We start from the raw sequence: 16,920 nt of genomic DNA, 5'->3' as shown, positions 1-16,920 counted from the left end.
AATCCGTCACAATAATGCCAAAAGAAGTGAAATCCGGGATACAAAGCGCCATCGGCGAACCATAAAAAGCCGACCAAATTGGCGTGTGGGGTCAAATCTTCTGGGGTGACATGGCTTTCAAGGATTCCATCCAGGCCGCCACCGGGGCGGCCATGGCGACGCCCCGCAGGCGGGTGGCGTTGCGCGTGGCGGGCGGTGCGGTGGCCGCGCTGGCGATTTTCGGACTCGCCGGCTATTTTGGCGGGCCGCCGCTGATCAAATATCTGGTCGAGAAAAACGCGACTGAGGCGCTGGGCCGTAAGGTCACGCTCGGTGCGGCACAGGTGCGGCCGTTCGAGCTGGCCGCGACACTGAACGACCTGACCATCTTCGAGCCGGACGGCAAGACGCCGATGGTGACGCTGGGGCAGATCGAGGCCAATACTTCGGCGGCCTCGGTGTGGCACCTCGCGCCGGTGGTGGACTTCCTCCATATCGACCGGCTGGCCGTGCATGTGGTGCGTAATGCACAAGGGCAGATGAATTTCGCCGATGTGCAGGAGCGCTTCGCCGCGCAGCCGCCCAAGCCGGCGGATAGCAAGCCGGCGCGGTTCTCCGTCAGCAATATCGCGGTGTCCAACACCAGCTTCGTCTACGAGGACAAGGTGCTGGATACGGTGCAGCGCGTGGAGAATTTCACGCTGACGCTGCCGTTCCTCTCCAACCTGCCGCACGACGCCACGATCAACACGCGCCCGACGCTGTTCGCGAAGATCAACGGCACGCCGCTGGCGCTGGCCGGCACCACGCAGCCGTTCGCTGACACGCGCGAGACCAATCTCAACGTCAACCTGGACGGCCTGGAGGTGGCGCGCTATATGGCGTTCGCGCCGCGCCTGAAGGATGCCGAGGTCAAGGGCGGGCTGGTCGATACGCGCCTGAATATCGGGTTCCGGCAGGATAAGGACAAGCAGGACCTGTTCGTCACCGGTACGGTGACCCTGCGCGATGCCGATGTGCGAACCCACGCGGGCGCGGAACTGGTCAAGGCCGGGAAGCTGACCGTGGACGTGGGCCGGCTCGAGCCGCTCGCGCACAAGGTTCAGCTTCGCAGCATCGAGCTGGAAGGTCTGGGTTTGCAGGCCGCTCGGCGCGCCGACGGCACGCTGAACCTCGCCACGGCTTTCCTGCCGGAAGCCGCGAAGACGCCGGCACCTGCCGCCGCCGCGCCCGCTGCGCCCGCCTCCGCCCCGGCCGCTGCCGGCGTGCAGGCGCCACCCAAGGCGGACGAGGTGCCGTGGTCCTATGCCGTGGAGCGCGTGGCGCTCAAGAGTGCGCGGATTGGCTTTGTCGATGAACTCGCGCCGTCTGGCCCCGGCAAGCTCGATCTCGGCCCGATCAACGTGGACGTGGCCGGCCTGGCCAGCACCGGCGACAAGCCGGCGAAGCTCGACGCCACCGTGACCATCGCCGACGGCCAGACGCTCAAGCACACCGGGGAACTGGCGCTGACCCAGGGCACGCTGGCGGGTACGCTCGAATCCACGGGGCTGCGGCCGCAGGGCTTCGCCGCCTGGTGGCCGCGTGCGCTGCGCAGCCAGTTTGGCGATACCGGCATCAATGCCGAACTCCACTACAAGATGGCGTGGTCCCAGCCGGTGTTCCAGTTCACGCTGGAGAAATCGCGGCTGGAACTGTCGCCGGTTTACGTGGCCACGCGCGAGCCGATCGTCCTGCCTGCGACACCGGCTGCGGCCGAGCGTCCGGCGAATGCCGAACGGCGTGCCGCACGCGCCGAATCGGCTGCCCGAGGCGACAATGCCGGCAACAACGCGGGCAACGGCAGGGGCCGCGGGCTGCGCGTGACGCGCCGCGCCGCCGATCTGGAGGGCGACAAGCTGCCGCTGGTCCGGGCGGAAAAGCTCGTGCTCGAGAACATCAGCCTCGACCTGGCGCGGCAGAACTTCGAGGCCGGGCAGGTCTCGCTCGTGAAGCCGCAGATCGCCGCCACGCGCGACTTTCACGGCGAACTGCTGGAAATGGCCCGCATCTGGGCGGTGGAATCCGCCGAGCAGAAGGCGGCGCCGGCCAGGCCGGCTGTCCCGACGACTTCGGCTGCGCCCGCTGCCGGCGCCACGAATGGCCGCAACAGCGCCGCCGCCCCGCCGGGCTGGAAAGTCCGTCTGGGCAAGGTGTCGGTCGAAGGGGGCGCCGCGCGGCTGGCGGACTACGCGCCGGCCGAGGGCAATCGTGGCCGGCCGGTCATCCATCAATTCCGCAATATCGGCCTGACCACGGGCACCGTGACGTGGCCGCTCGCGGCCGGCGCGATGCCGATGAAGCTGTACGCGGAGAGTGGCCGCAAAGGCGTGATGAGCCTGGACGGCGATGTCACGCCGACGCTGCCGGCCGCGCAATTGCAGGTGGATTTGCGCGACATCGACATGACATCGCTCCAGCCATACATGGCGGATCGCTTCAACGCGGCGCTGCGTAGCGGGTTGCTGTCGGTGAAGGGCAAACTCGGTGTGGTGGCGCCAACCGGCAAGCCGATCGCGGCGCGCTTCAACGGCAACGTGCTGGCCGGCAACGTCCGCACCGTGGACCGCATCAGCGGCGAGGACTTCCTGCGCTGGCGCGCGCTGGCCGTGACGGGCGTCGACTTCAATATGGACGAGGCCAAGGGGCCGCTGCAACTGGGGATCAACAGCGTGGCGCTGTCCGATTTCTATGCGCGCGTGATCCTCAACGCCAATGGCCGGCTCAACCTGCAGGACGTAATGGCCGGCGGCGCGGAGAAGGGCGAGGCGGCACCCTCCACGAGCCTGACGCAGGCTAACCCCGCTTCGGCGCCCGCGGCCTCCACGCCGGCGGCACAGGCCAAGGCGCCGGCACCCGCAGGCCCGCGTCCGCAGATCCGGCTCGGCGGCGTGGCGATCCAGAAGGGCAACATCAATTTCTCGGACTTCTTCGTCAAGCCGAACTACACGGCGAACCTGACCGACATGAAGGGCTCGGTGTCGAAGGTGTCGTCGGCGGACCCCACGCCGGCGGATCTCGTGCTCGACGGCCGGCTCGACGACGACGCGCCGGTCAGCATCAGCGGCAAGATCAATCCGCTCGGCGAGCAACTGTATCTCGACATCGCCGCGAAGGCCGCGGGCGTGGAGCTGACGCGCCTGACGCCCTACGCGGCCAAGTACGCGGGCTACCCGATCACCAAGGGCAAGCTCACGGTGGACGTGGCGTACAAGATCGAGAACGGCAAGCTGGATGCCCGCAACCACCTCTACCTGGATCAGCTGACCTTCGGCGAGCGCGTGGACAGCCCGGACGCGGTGAAGCTGCCGGTGCTGCTGGCCGTGTCGCTGCTGAAGGACCGCAACGGGGTGATCGATGTGAACCTGCCGGTGTCGGGGTCGCTGTCCGATCCCGAGTTCAGCATCGGCGGCGTGATCGTGCGCGTGATCGTCAACCTGCTGACCAAGGCCATCACGTCGCCGTTCTCGCTGATTGCCTCGGCGTTTGGTGGCAGTGGCGAGGAACTGGGCTATATCGAGTTCGCGCCAGGTTCCTCCACGCTGACCGATGCCGCACGCGACAAGATCGCCACGGTGGGCAAGGCGCTCAACGACCGACCTTCGCTGCGCCTGGAGATCAGCGGGCGCATCGATCCGGCGACCGATGCCGATGGCGCCCGCCGCGTCTGGCTGGATCAGCGGGTGTCCGAAGCCAAGCAGCGCGAGTTGCGCCGCAGCGCACAAGCCGGTGCGCAGGCGGAAGAGGGCGAGGGCGGCCAGCAGGGCGCGCGGGTGACGGTGTCGCCGCAAGAATATCCGAAGTACGTGGAAGCCGTGTACAAGCGCGAGTCGTTCAAGAAGCCCACCAACTTCATCGGCCTGAACAAGTCCTTGTCCCCGCAGGAGATGGAAAAGCTGCTGCTGGAGCACGCCCCCGTGACCGATACCGAGCTGCGGGCGCTGGCCGACCAGCGCGCGCTGGCCGTCAAGCAGGCGCTGGAACGCGATGGCAAGGTGCCGGACGCGAAACTGTTCCTGACTGCACCGAAGCTGACTGCCGAGGGGATCAAGGACAAAGGCGGACCGAACCGCGTCGACTTCTCGATTCGGCAATGAGGGAGGATGGCCGGACGCCGGGTCCGGTCATCAACGCCCCGTCATCCGGGATGGTGGGGTGGCTCGCGGCAGATGCCCACGCGGCGCCTGCGCTCGCGCGCACAGCGCCGGTAGCGCATCCGGTACGGATGGCTGCAGCGCCAAATGGCGCTCGCGACAGTCACGACGAGCAGCGCCGCCATCAGGGCGGCGAGCAGGGTGAGTGACATCGCGCCTCTCCTTCTCTCTCGCAGAGGCGCCTCGCTGCGTGTCCTGGCTAGATCAGCAGCGGCAGCGCCTCGAGAACCAGCACGCCCAGCAAGACCCCGATGATCGCGCCGGCACAACGGCAACTGATGCGCAGCGCCTTGGCAGCCACCGGAATCGCGCCCATCGCCAGTAGTCCGACGAGCGCCATGGGGATCAGAAATACAAGATCGTGCGCCTGTAGGTGAATCATGGCGGTCTCCTGTCTTGTTTCTTTGTGTTTCCAGTATAGGCCGTGTGTGGCGAATACAAGGCCGCCGCTCTCAGGGTTCACCCGTAGCGTTTGAAACGTGCGGGCAGTGCACGCGACACCCCAGGTATCTCCCAAGAGACTTTGCCCGCCCCAAGGTACGCATATCGGCACGGGCGGCTGCTACGCGGGGGCGCGTGTCCTATGCTGGACTCAGCGCACACCCCGGCGCTGCCGGGCGCTGCGCGTTGGATCGGAATCAATGTTCGACGTAGGAGGACGCCATGGAACTTCACATGCAATCGCACCATTACGTGCGCCGCTTGCCAGACTGGACAGCGGCTGCCGTATCGGGACTCGCAGCCGGCGCGCTGCTGATCGTGCTCGAAATGTTCTGGTCGACGATGGTATCGGGGGTCCATCCATGGGGCACCACGCGCATGATCGCTGCCATCGTGCTGGGGCGGGACGTGCTGCAGACCTCGCTGTTCAGCGTGGGCACGGTGGCCGTGGCCGTCATCATTCACTTCGTGCTGGGCGCGATACTTGGCATGGTGCTGTGCGCGCTCATCGCGCCGTTCCAGCTCGACTCGAGCGTGGGTATGTCGATGCTGGCCGGCGCCGTGTTCGGGCTGGTGGTCTACCTGTTCAACTTCTATGTCATGACGCGAGCCTTTCCGTGGTTCGTGGATGCGCGCGGCTGGCACACGCTGATCGGGCACCTGGTTTTCGGCATGGCCATCGCGCTCTGCTACTGGAAGCTGGAGAGCCGCGACGTATCGCACTAGATCCCTGGCGCGTTTGTGCATCGCCGCACGACGACGCGGCGATGTCGCCTTGCAGTGACCTGAGCCCATGCACTAGTCTTATTCCACCTGCGTGACCTGCGCATCCCTCGCGGTACTGCCTCCGCGTGGAGGAGGGTGGATATGGCGATAGCCATCGCACTCGTCGTCATCGTCGTTGCTTCGGTGCTCTTTCATTTCGTGAGCCCGTGGTGGGCGACGCCGCTCGCGTCCAACTGGAAACAGATGGACGATACGTTGACCATTACGCTGGTCATCACGGGCTTTCTCTTCATCGTCATCAACCTGTTCGTCGGCTACATCGTGTGGCGCTACCGCCATCGCGAGGGGCATCGCGCCGCCTATCAGCCGGAGAACCGCAAGCTGGAGCTATGGCTGATCGGGCTCACGGGCATCGGCATCATTGCGATGCTGGCGCCGGGGCTGATCGTCTACGCCGACTACGTGCGGCCGCCGCGCGACGCGATGGTGGTGGAGGTGGTAGGCCAGCAGTGGCAATGGGCATTTCGCTTTCCCGGGAAGAGCGGGCAACTCGGTACATCCGATGCGCGCTTCGTCACGGCGTCCAATCCGCTCGGGATCAACCCGGACGATCCGCGCGGGCAGGACAACATCGTGGTGGTGGGGCCCGAGGTGCATCTGCCGCTGAACCGGCCGGTGAAGGTGCTGCTGCGCTCGAAGGATGTGCTGCACGATTTCTACGTACCGCCGATTCGCGCGCGCATGAACATGGTGCCGGGCATGGTCACCTCGTTCTGGTTCACGCCAACGCAGGTCGGCAAGTTCGACATCCTCTGCGCGCAGCTGTGTGGCGTGGGGCACTACAACATGCGCGGCCACATGGTCGTGGAGGATCAGGCTTCGTTCGACGCGTGGCTCGCCAAGCAGCAGACCTTCGCGATGACGATGGCCAAGACCGCGCCGCCGATCGCCGCGGCGCCGGGCACGGCGGCAACGCCCACGCCGGAGACCACGGTGGCCTCCGGCACCGACCTCGTCGAGCAGGGCCGCGCGCTGGCGCAGAGCAAGGGCTGCGTGGCGTGCCACAGCGTGGACGGCAAGCCCGGCGTGGGGCCGACGTGGAAGGGGCTGTACGGCAGCACGCAGACGTTTGCCGATGGCAGCAGTGCCTCGGTGGATGACGCGTTCCTGAAGACCGAGATCGTCGATCCGCACGCGCGGCTGGTCAAGGGTTTCGGGCCGCTGATGCCGCCATTGCCGGTGACCGATGCGGAAATCGCCGCGCTGACCGCCTATATCCGTTCGCTCGGCAGCGGCGCGGCCGCCGCGCCGCAGGCGGGCAAGTAACGCGCGGGAGGAGGATGAGATGGCTTACGCCGATGATGCCCACCACGGCCCGCAAACCTTCGGGGCGCGCTACATCTGGAGCCAGGACCACAAGGTGATCGCGGTGCAGTACACCATCGTCGCGATCATCGTGGGGCTGGTCGGCGTCGCGCTGTCCAACCTCATGCGGATGCAGCTGGGCTTCCCGGGCAAGTTCGATTTCATCGACGCCAACCGCTATTACCAGTTCGTCACCATGCACGGCATGATCATGGTGATCTACCTGCTGACGGCGCTGTTCCTGGGTGGCTTTGGCAACTACCTGATCCCGTTGATGGTGGGCGCGCGTGACATGGTGTTCCCCTTCCTCAACATGCTCAGCTTCTGGGTCTATTTCCTGTCGGTGATCGTGCTGCTGGCGAGCTTCTTCGTGCCGGGCGGGCCCACAGGTGCAGGCTGGACGCTTTACCCGCCGCAGGCCATCCTGCCCGGCACGCCTGGCTATGACTGGGGCATCATCCTGATGCTGGTGTCGCTGCTGATCTTCATCGTCGCGGCCACGATGGGCGGCCTGAACTACGTGACCACCGTGCTCCAGGCGCGCACCGAGGGCATGACGCTGCTGCGCATGCCGCTCGCCGTGTGGGGCATCTTCATGGCGACCATCCTCGCGCTGCTGGCGTTTCCGGCGCTGTTCGTCTCGGGCGTGATGATGTTGCTCGACAAGACGCTGCACACGAGTTTCTTCATGCCGGCGATGGTGTCGATGGGGCAGCAGCTCGACTACAAGGGCGGCAGCCCGTTGCTGTTCCAGCACCTGTTCTGGTTCTTCGGGCATCCCGAGGTCTATATCGTGGCGCTGCCGGCCTTCGGCATCGTCTCGGACCTCGTCAGCGTGCATTCGCGCAAGAGCATCTTCGGCTATCGCACGATGGTGTGGGCCATCCTCGCCATCGGCCTGCTTTCCGTGGTGGTGTGGGCGCACCATATGTTCGTCAGCGGCATGAATCCGTACTTCGGCTTCTTCTTCGCCACGACCACGCTGATCATCGCGGTGCCGACGGCCATCAAGGTCTACAACTGGGTCATCACGCTGTGGCGCGGCGATATCCACTTCTCGGTGCCGATGCTGTTTGCGATTGCCTTTATCAGCACCTTCGTGATCGGCGGGCTGACCGGCCTGTTCCTCGGCAATGTCAGCGTGGACATCCCGCTGTCCAACACCTATTTCGTGGTCGCGCACTTCCACATGGTGATGGGCGTGTCGCCGATCCTGGTGGTGTTTGGCGGCCTCTATCACTGGTATCCCAAGGTGACCGGGCGCATGCTCAACGACACGCTGGGCCATATCCACTTCTGGGTCACCTTCATCGGCACCTACGCCATCTTCTTCCCAATGCACTACCTGGGCGTGCTGGGCATGCCGCGCCGCTACTACGCGTTCGACAACTACAGCTTCATTCCCGAGTCGGCGCACGTGATGAATATGTATATCTCGATCGCCGCGTTCGTGGTGGCCTTCGCACAGTTGCTGTTCGTCTTCAATCTCGCATGGAGCGTGCGGCACGGACGGCCCTCCGGCTCGAATCCCTGGCGCGCGGCATCGCTGGAATGGCAGACGCCGGAGACGCCACCCGTGCATGGCAACTGGGGGCCGCACCAGCCGGTGGTCTATCGCTGGGCTTATGCATACAGCGTGCCGGACGCGCCCGAGGACTTCATCGCCCAGAACGCGCCGCCTGAGGCCGGTGGGCATGAGCCCGAGCCATACGAAAGCAAGGGGGCCGTGGCATGAACGCCGAATCGATCGCCACGCAAGCGCCGTCAGGCGTGTTCCGGGTCTCACGCGAGGGGCCGAACGGCGGCCCCGGCGGGGGCGGCGCCATGCACGACCGCGAGGTGCGCGCGCCCGGCAGCGTTGGCCTGTGGGCGTTTATTGGTGTCGTTACGTCGCTGTTCTCGCTGTTTCTCGTCGCCTTTGCAATGCGGATGGATAGCCCGGACTGGCATCGCGTGGCGCTGCCCTGGCAGGTGTGGCTGTCCACGGGACTGCTGGCTGCAGCCAGCGTGGCGATGCAGGTTTCCACGCGTGCCGCGCGGGCCGGTCAGATGGAGCGGGCGCGCAGGGCACTGCGCCTGGGCGGTCTTGGCGCTGCGGCCTTTGTGGCGTCGCAGCTCTGGGCCTGGCAGGCGCTGTACGCGCTGCACGTGGTGCCGGCCAATAATCCGGCCGGCAGCTTCTTCTACCTGCTCACGGCCATGCATGGCCTGCACGTGGTGGGCGGGCTGGTCGCGTTCGCGTACGTGGCGATGGATCGCGGCAGCGGCACGCGCACCGTGACGCGTATCGGCCTGTGCACCCGGTACTGGCATTTCCTGCTGGCGCTGTGGATTGTGTTGCTAGGGGCGCTGGGCTGGCTGACGCCCGAGATCGTTCGCTACATCTGCGGCACCGCCTAGCGGAGAGGGGGAATACCGATGACCTCGCAAGTTTCGTCGCCCACATCGCCGACTTCACCCACGCCGCCGGCGCACGGCATGGCGGACCATCTGCCGTCCGGCATGAAGGGCCTGCTCGCGGACTGGTCATCGGACCAGATGGCCTTCAAGGTGTCGTGGGGCAAGGCCATGATGTGGATCTTCCTGCTGTCCGACACCTTCATCTTCAGTTGCTTCCTGACCGGCTACATGACCGTGCGGATGTCGACGACGGTGCCGTGGCCCAATCCGAGCGAGGTGTTCGCGCTGGAGATTGCCGGCCGGCAAGTGCCGCTGATCCTGATCGCCATCATGACGTTCGTGCTGATCACGAGTAGCGGCACCATGGCGATGGCCGTCAACTTCGCCTACCGGCGCCAGCGCCGCGAGTGCGCAATGTTGATGCTGGCCACGGCGCTCCTCGGAGCATCGTTCGTCGGCATGCAGGCGTTCGAATGGTCGAAGCTGATCCACGAAGGCGTGCGGCCGTGGGGCAACCCGATGGGCGCGGCGCAGTTCGGATCGACGTTCTTCATGATTACCGGCTTCCACGGCTTTCACGTGTCGTGTGGTGTGATCTACCTGCTCGTCATCGCCAACAAGGTGCGGCAGGGGCACTACGACGTGACGGGCAACTACCAGCCCGTGGAGATCGCCGGGCTGTACTGGCACTTCGTGGACCTGGTCTGGGTCTTTATCTTCGCGCTGTTCTATCTCTGGTGAGGCTGGCCATGGCATCGACTCCCACCGCTCCCGATCCGGCCATCGAACCCTCGTCGCATGGCGGGCAGGCCCATCCGATCGGCCTGTACCTGAAGGTCTGGATCCTGTTGTTCATCCTGTCCACGATGTCGTACATGGTGGACTACTTCCACGTGCAAGGCTTCCTGCGCTGGGCGCTGATCCTGATCTTCATGGGGCTGAAGGCGGGGCTGATCGTCGCCGTGTTCATGCACATGGCGTGGGAGCGCATGGCACTGATCTGCGCCATCCTGCTGCCGCCGCTGTGCCTGCTGGTGCTGGTATGGCTGATGGCGGAAGAGGCCGACTACACGTTCCTGACGCGGGGGGTGTTTTTCAAGTAGGGAAGGGCACCTTGGCGCCGTACCTAACTGAGCTTGGTTGAAATGCTCTTGCACCAGGCAGATTTCGGAAAACTGCGATTGTGGTGCCCCACTCGCCGCTTCTAGTATGCCGATTCCTATCGGCTTACTGCTCTGCGGCTTATGCTAATCAGTCCTCCGTTTCTCCCTAGCTCTTCCGCCACTAACCAAACTGACGCGCCAGTGGACGTCATGGATCTCGCGGACGCAGGAGAACAGTTTGATCTTATCTATCCCATCAGTGTCGACCGGCGCTGGCACGGCGGCTGCCACATCACATCCAGAAGCCAGAACGAGGCCGTTCGCGCGATTGCCGATGGCGAAGTGGTGGCCTATCGCGTCTGCCAGCACCTGGATGGACCCGATGGGACAGTCAAAGACTGCGATCTCGGCTTCGTGCTCTTACGGCACGAAACGGAGACTGGTGAAAACCGCAAGCTGCGGTTCTATTCGCTCTACATGCACCTGCGCCATTTGGGCGGCTACGGCGGCAATTGCAACCCGAAGGACTTGCCGGAGTGGCTACGCATGCCGACCAGCGTAGCGTCTGGCGAGGGTAGAAAGGTCTCCCGCAAGGATATTCTGGGCTGGATGGGTCAGTGCAACGGAGACAAGTACCTGCACTTCGAGATATTCATGACCCGGGCGGATTTCGAGGGGTACTTCAACGGGACTCAACTGGGGCGCGCCACGCCTTCTACGCCTGCCTCGACGGATTATTGGGGCGATAGCTATTACGTCATTCCGGCTGGGCTGCCAGTCCTGGCACAGCCCCCCGGCACGATTGAAAACAAGCTAAATGGCATTGAGTTTCCGCCCCTGCAGGGTACTGCAGCGACCGATCGGAAGCTCTATATCGAGGTGAAGTTCCGGGGTGGGCAGAAACTGACACGTGTATGGCGCGATGACGCAGGGGGGCAGCGCACGCTGCTGACAGTGCAACCAATTCTCGAAAAAGGCTACGAGTACGACATGTACGCACGTGCTTGTGCCCTGTACCCGGCCTGCCCCAGCGACGGCTATGAGCTTTTGCGCTTCGGCCGCATTCTTAGCCGGCCTGAAACGTTGGCGGCCGGAAATCGGGTGACATGGTTCCGCGTTGCGTTCGATTCGGACAAGCAGGGGTACATCGATATTCACAACGCGAGCATCCAGAAACTATCCGACGCGGACTTCCCTAGTTTCATGGGCTGGGAAAAGGTGAGCGAAGGCACAGGGCCTTTCGCGCAGGATGGGCTTTGCGATATCGAGGCACTCAAGACGCTGCTGAAAGACAGGAATTCCGACCATAACCCGTATGTTGGATGCTCCGCAAACAAGGCATTGCGCTACTACGTACAGATGGGGAAGGGGGTTAGGGAAAGGCTGCGAGGGCTGGTGTGCGAGATGCCGTCGGAGTGGGATGGATCGAATAATGAGGCGCGATATCGGAAGCTAGAGGAGCCAGGGGAGTTCTATGCACGTGCCAAGGCGGAATATGACCGGTTCATGGCGTTCCTCGGCAAGGTTCAATTCTGGGACAAGACCGGGCTGCCGCCCACCACCACGGAGAAGTTGTGGTTCTTCCATCCGCTGGCATTCATCCGGCATTTCAGGAAATGCCTCTGGATATCGCCGAAGGAATTCAGTCGGATTTATCCGGACAGCCTATATAACCAAAAAGAAACTCCAGATCCAGAGAAATTGCGTGCCAAATACGGTGCGGCACTGAATCAGGTGATGCGGAAGTACTTGATTCGTACTCCAACGCGCGCTGTTCATTTTATGGCGCAAGGCGCGATCGAATCGAATTTCTTGGCGCGCATGATGGAGGCATCCTCTAAGTATTTTACCGCGAGCCTTCAATCCGAAGTCGACGGATATTACAATAATACTGATGATACATACTTCGAGTATCTTGACAAACGATTGGGGAACGTCGAAGGCGATGATGGGAGAAAGTATCGCGGGCGGGGCTATAAGCAGCTCACGGGAAGGGAGAATTACTCCAAATACTGGGTGTACCGAGGCTGGCTAAAATCGGCATCATTCGATTCGTATTGGTGGGCGGTAAAGAAGAGGCGCCCACCAATTATCGATAATCCTCAGCAGATCAGTAACAATGCCTCTGATTGCATTGATGCTGGCGGGTGGTATTGGACGGCCGGTGCAGCTTCGAATCGATATCAATCAATCAATTCCACAGTGGAAGAGGGGGGCATCTCGGATAGCGCAGTCTTCAAGATTTCGCGTGCGATTAACGGGCTGAATAGGCAAGGCGAACCGAACGGCCTGCGCGAGCGGATCATGCAAACTCGCCGAATTGCTGTTTTGTTGATGGATTGATATGAGGAACTCCCTAGTATTCATTGCCATCGCCGCTATTTTGTTGTTTTCATTCGGCGGCGTCAGCGCAAACGAGACTGTGGTTAGCCTGCCGGGAAAGACTATAGTTAAAATCCCCGGTCACTCCCAGATTTTCGCTCGCGCTGATGAGGCAATTTGCGTTGTAATACCTGCCGGATCGGTGGAGGTCACAGCCTGCTTCCTTGAGAGCGCGTTGGATGCTGTGGCTGAATCCAATGGATTCCTCAAATATGGTGACCTGTCGAAAGAAAGCAAGGCGCAGTTGGGCGCGCTTCCAGAGGATCGAATGGTCTTCGTCGAAGGTAGCTTCGGATGGGCCTATGCCACAGCCCCAGTAACTTTGGGGAGATTTGATGTCCATGAGGCCACGTCGGTCCTGTGTGAGGAGTTCGAGAACAGTGTGCGCCATCCTGCCGTATGCTATTTCGCTGCGGCAGCTTCGATTTCAACCCCAACGCGACTATCAGTATTTATTTCTGCGGAACTAGAGCGCCCACCCGGACGCGGTGGTGTGCAGGAGCAACGTACGGAGGAAAAAATTGAGAGAATTCACCAGATCATAGAATCCATAGGGATGATCGCCGGCTCGGGAAGTGGCAGCCTCACGCTCCCTTCTAGCGAACTCCCGCTTCATATCGAGGTTGCGGATTTCAATTTCGATGGGCACCAAGATTTTGCCATCTGGCATCTGGACGATGGCATGGGAGTACACAAGATCTATAGGATCTTTCTGTACACGCCAGGCCAGAAGACCTTCGAAGAGGCGCTGTCCCGCTGTGGAGATACTTTTATCAACGTTCGGAGGGATCTGAGGCGCCGCCGGTTACTTAGCACCCACTGGAGCGACAATACGCCGATGTCTTGTATGACTCGCCTGCCGAAGACGCCAGGCGGACATGCGCAGAAATAGCGATGGCCAGACATCGCAGCATGGAACTGTGCGAGTCTGGCCCCGAGGCGCCTTAAACCTGCGTAATAAACTTCGTCACCAGATACCCGTCGAACGTCTCCATCCCGCCTTCGCTGCCGATGCCGGAGTCCTTGATGCCGCCGAACGGTGTTTCGGACAGGGCCATGCCGAAGTGGTTGATGTTGACCATGCCGGCTTCCAGGCCGTTGGAGACCAGGTGGGCCGTCTTCAGCGAGTTGGTGAAGACGTACGAGGCCAGGCCGAAGGGCAGGCTGTTGGCGCGGCGCAGGACTTCCTCGGCGTCCTTGAAGCGCGTGACCGGCGCTACCGGGCCGAACGGCTCGTCCACCATCAGCTTGGCGTCGTCGGGCAGGTCCGTCACCACGGTCGGGGCGAAGAAGAAGCCCTTGTCGCCGATGCGTGCGCCGCCGGCCACGATCTTGCCGCCGCGGTGGTTGGCATCGTCGAGGAACTGTTCCATCGATGCGATGCGCCGCTTGTGTGCGAGCGGGCCCATTTGCGTGCCATCGTCGAGGCCGTTGCCGACCTTGATCGAACCGATGACCTCGGTGAAGCGCGCCAGGAACTTGTCGTAGGCTTTTTCCTGGACGTAGAAGCGCGTCGGGGAGACGCACACCTGGCCGGCGTTGCGCAGCTTGAAGCGCGCCAGCATCTCGGCGGCCGGTTCGATGTCGGCATCGTCGAAGACGAGCACTGGCGAGTGACCGCCCAGTTCCATCGTCACACGCTTCATATGCGCGCCGGCCAGCGCGGCCAGCTGCTTGCCCACCGGCACGGAGCCCGTGAACGAGATCTTGCGCACGATCGGCGATTCGATCAGGTAGGTCGACACCTCGCTCGGCACGCCCCAGACGATGTTCAGCACGCCCGGGGGCAGGCCGGCGTCATGGAACAGGCGCGCCAGCGCCACTACGGCACTCGGCGAATCCTCCGGGCCTTTCAGGATCAGCGTGCAGCCGGCGCCCAGCGCCGCCACGATCTTGCGGATGGCCTGGTTGAACGGAAAGTTCCACGGCGTGAAGGCGGCGCAGACGCCAATCGGCTCCCGCACGACGATCTGGCGCACGGCCGGGTTGCGCGGCGGAATCACGCGGCCGTAGATCCGGCGGGCTTCCTCGGCATGCCATTCGGCGTGCTCGGCGCAGATCATCACTTCGCCCACGGCCTCGGCCAGCGGTTTGCCCTGGTCCAGCGTGATGTCGCGGCCGATTTCCTTGGCGCGCTGACGCGTCAGTTCTGCCACGCGGCGCAGGATCGCGGAGCGCTCCAGCGGCGAGGTCTTCTTCCACGTCTCGAAAGCGCGCTGCGCCGCGGCCAGGGCGCGATCAAGGTCGCCGCGCGTGGCGTGGGGCAGCTTGCCAAGGACTTCCTGGGTCGCCGGGTTGATGACATCCTGCTCGCGCCGGTCGCCTCCCTTGATGAATTCCCCATCAATATAGAGGGCGAGATCCTGGTACATGCGTGTCTCCTGAGTCGGTCGGGTCGAGAAACCGCAAGCTTAACGCGTCGGACCGGAACGCGCACGGGGTCGTAGTGGCCGATAATCGGCCACTTGCCCGCGGGAATCCACGCTAGACTGGCGGACCCGAGATGCCGCATATCGTCCCAACCGCCCTCCATGAAGCCAGACGCCAGACTGACCACGGGCCCGATCGGCCGCACGCTGTTGCTGTTCTCGCTGCCCGTGCTGGGCAGCAACATCCTTCAGTCGTTGAACGCGTCGATCAACTCGGTCTGGGTGGGCCGCTACCTCGGCGAGGCCGCGCTGACGGCCACGTCCAACGCCAATATCATCCTGTTCTTCCTGCTTGGCGTGGTGTTCGGCATCAGCATGGCCAACACGATCATGATTGGCCAGGCCGTGGGCGCCCGGAATATCGACGAAGCGCGCCGCGTGGTCGGCACCGGCACGACGTTCTTCGTGGGCCTGTCGATCCTGGCGGCGGTGCTCGGTTTCGTCTTCACGCCACACATCCTCGCGGCGATGCATACGCCCGACGATGCCGCGCCACTGGCGGTGATCTACCTGCGCATCATCTTCGTGGCGCTGCCGTTCATGTACTTCTACAACTTCGTGATGATGACGCTGCGCGGGGCAGGGGACTCGCGCACGCCGTTCTATTTCATGCTGTTGTCGGTGGTGCTCGACGTGGTGCTGAACCCGGTGCTGATCTTTGGCGTCGGGCCGTTGCCGGCGCTCGGCATCGCAGGCTCCGCGCTGGCTACGCTGATCGCCCAGCTGGTGAGCCTCGTGGCGATGATCGCGGTGCTGTACCGGCGACGCCATTTCCTGCTGCTGCACAAGGAGCAACTGGCGCTGCTGTGGCCCGATCCGGCAATTCTCCGTGCGCTGGTGGCGAAGGGCTTGCCGATGGGCCTGCAGATGGTGGTGATCTCATCGTCCGCGATTGTCATGATGTCGCTGGTCAATACCTATGGCTCGCAGACCACGGCGGCCTACGGGGTGGCCTCTCAGTTGTGGACTTACGTGCAGATGCCGGCCCTGGCCGTAGGCGCCAGCGTGTCGTCGATGGTCGCGCAGAATGTCGGTGCGGGCCTATGGCCGCGCGTGGCCCGTATCACGCGCATGGGTCTGCTGTTCAATCTGGTGATGACCGGGGCGATTGTGGGGCTGATCTACCTGTTCAACCGGCATTCGCTTGGCATCTTCCTGGGCGATGACAGCACGGCAATCGGCATCGCCCAGCACATCAACCGCGTGGTGCTGTGGTCGTTCATCCTGTTCGGCTTCACCATCGTCGTGTTCGGCACGGTGCGCGCCACCGGGGCGGTCATGGCGCCGCTCGTCATCCTGTTCGTGTCGATGTGGGGGATACGGCTGCCGTTCGCATGGCTGCTGGAGCCGCATATCGGCGCGGAGTCGATCTGGTGGAGCTTCCCGGTTGGTTCGATCGTGTCCGTGGCGCTGGCCTTTGCCTACTACCGCTTCGGCAACTGGAAGCGCAGCCACATCATGCCTGCCGAGCCGCATGCGGAGGCCGTCGGCCTCGCGCCCGATACCAGCATGGGCACGCCTTGCGAAGACGCCGATACCACAACGGCGCCCGCGCGGTGATCGGATGACAGGTGGGTGCGCTTTCACCTGAGAGACATTTGAGTCGCCGCGCGCGCCGCGGTGCAGCAATGTAAGGCATTCGAAAGCCACGCCTTCCCCAAATATCAGAACGCCGCTTCATGCGGCGTTCTTTGCTTTCAGTCCCCTTTCGCCCAGCCTTTCAGTTGACTTTCACGCGTTGTCGATCATATCGGTTAAATACATCACAACATGATGTATTGGAGTCGGCCCACTTCTGATAACGGAATCAGGAATTACCCTGAAGCCAGACAAATGAAAGGCGCCTGAAAGATCGCGTCTCTACTGTTCGCTCCGTCGCATCGGATGCTTTGCCTGTCATGC

13 protein-coding genes are annotated in these 16,920 nt (G+C 63.2%); 10 read left to right on the top strand and 3 right to left on the bottom strand.

The features are described from left to right. The first annotated feature begins 110 nt into the window (after positions 1-110). On the top strand, positions 111-4,115 hold the full coding sequence (locus AC1DEL_RS08450) for a DUF748 domain-containing protein (RefSeq protein ID WP_477126403.1): 4,005 nt from the start codon (positions 111-113) through the stop codon (positions 4,113-4,115). A gap of 41 nt (positions 4,116-4,156) precedes the next feature. Here the strand turns inward: AC1DEL_RS08450 and AC1DEL_RS08445 are convergent, their stop codons facing one another. Beyond that, positions 4,157-4,324 (bottom strand): hypothetical protein, encoded by a 168-nt coding sequence (locus AC1DEL_RS08445; protein WP_177219909.1) that lies wholly within the window; start codon positions 4,322-4,324, stop codon positions 4,157-4,159. 47 nt (positions 4,325-4,371) lie between these two features. Continuing rightward, complete coding sequence (locus AC1DEL_RS08440) at positions 4,372-4,554, bottom strand: hypothetical protein (RefSeq protein ID WP_066736414.1); 183 nt, start codon at positions 4,552-4,554, stop codon at positions 4,372-4,374. 281 nt (positions 4,555-4,835) lie between these two features. On the opposite strand from AC1DEL_RS08440, the gene AC1DEL_RS08435 reads away from it, so the two are divergent. The 8 genes from AC1DEL_RS08435 (at position 4,836) to AC1DEL_RS08400 (ending at position 13,481) form a co-directional block, all read left to right on the top strand. Then, positions 4,836-5,339, top strand: a complete 504-nt coding sequence (locus tag AC1DEL_RS08435; protein ID WP_092294463.1) for a hypothetical protein — start codon at positions 4,836-4,838, stop codon at positions 5,337-5,339. Between the two features lie 141 nt (positions 5,340-5,480). Then, the gene (locus AC1DEL_RS08430; RefSeq protein WP_092294465.1) at positions 5,481-6,665 is read left to right on the top strand and encodes a cytochrome c oxidase subunit II; all 1,185 of its coding nucleotides are present in this window, start codon (positions 5,481-5,483) and stop codon (positions 6,663-6,665) included. A gap of 19 nt (positions 6,666-6,684) precedes the next feature. After that, the gene (gene ctaD / locus AC1DEL_RS08425; RefSeq protein WP_092294467.1) at positions 6,685-8,439 is read left to right on the top strand and encodes a cytochrome c oxidase subunit I; all 1,755 of its coding nucleotides are present in this window, start codon (positions 6,685-6,687) and stop codon (positions 8,437-8,439) included. Beyond that, a complete protein-coding gene (locus tag AC1DEL_RS08420) occupies positions 8,436-9,104 on the top strand; it encodes a cytochrome c oxidase subunit 3 family protein (protein WP_092294469.1) in 669 nt (222 codons plus the stop codon). Before ctaD ends, AC1DEL_RS08420 begins: the two co-directional genes overlap by 4 nt. Positions 9,105-9,122: 18 nt before the next feature. Then, entirely contained in the window at positions 9,123-9,845 is a 723-nt protein-coding gene (locus tag AC1DEL_RS08415) for a heme-copper oxidase subunit III family protein (protein ID WP_092294471.1), read from the top strand. An 8-nt stretch (positions 9,846-9,853) separates the two neighbouring features. Beyond that, positions 9,854-10,207, top strand: coding sequence for a cytochrome C oxidase subunit IV family protein (locus AC1DEL_RS08410; protein WP_092294473.1), 354 nt, complete (start codon positions 9,854-9,856; stop codon positions 10,205-10,207). 210 nt (positions 10,208-10,417) lie between these two features. Beyond that, positions 10,418-12,550, top strand: a complete 2,133-nt coding sequence (locus tag AC1DEL_RS08405) for a peptidase M23 (RefSeq protein ID WP_477126402.1) — start codon at positions 10,418-10,420, stop codon at positions 12,548-12,550. Position 12,551: 1 nt separating this feature from the next. Continuing rightward, entirely contained in the window at positions 12,552-13,481 is a 930-nt protein-coding gene (locus tag AC1DEL_RS08400) for an XAC2610-related protein (RefSeq protein WP_477126401.1), read from the top strand. Between the two features lie 52 nt (positions 13,482-13,533). On the opposite strand, the gene AC1DEL_RS08395 is transcribed toward AC1DEL_RS08400, so the two are convergent. After that, a complete protein-coding gene (locus tag AC1DEL_RS08395) occupies positions 13,534-14,961 on the bottom strand; it encodes an NAD-dependent succinate-semialdehyde dehydrogenase (RefSeq protein WP_477126400.1) in 1,428 nt (475 codons plus the stop codon). Positions 14,962-15,120: 159 nt separating this feature from the next. Between AC1DEL_RS08395 and AC1DEL_RS08390 the strand changes: the two genes are divergently transcribed. Further along, positions 15,121-16,578: an MATE family efflux transporter gene (locus tag AC1DEL_RS08390; protein ID WP_477105300.1), complete on the top strand. Its 1,458-nt coding sequence runs from the start codon at positions 15,121-15,123 to the stop codon at positions 16,576-16,578. The last annotated feature ends 342 nt before the right edge of the window (positions 16,579-16,920 follow it).

This window comes from Cupriavidus sp. 10L43_2, from assembly GCF_056395265.1.
Note: the sequence above shows the minus strand (reverse complement) of the source record. Positions and strands in the feature narration are given on the sequence as shown.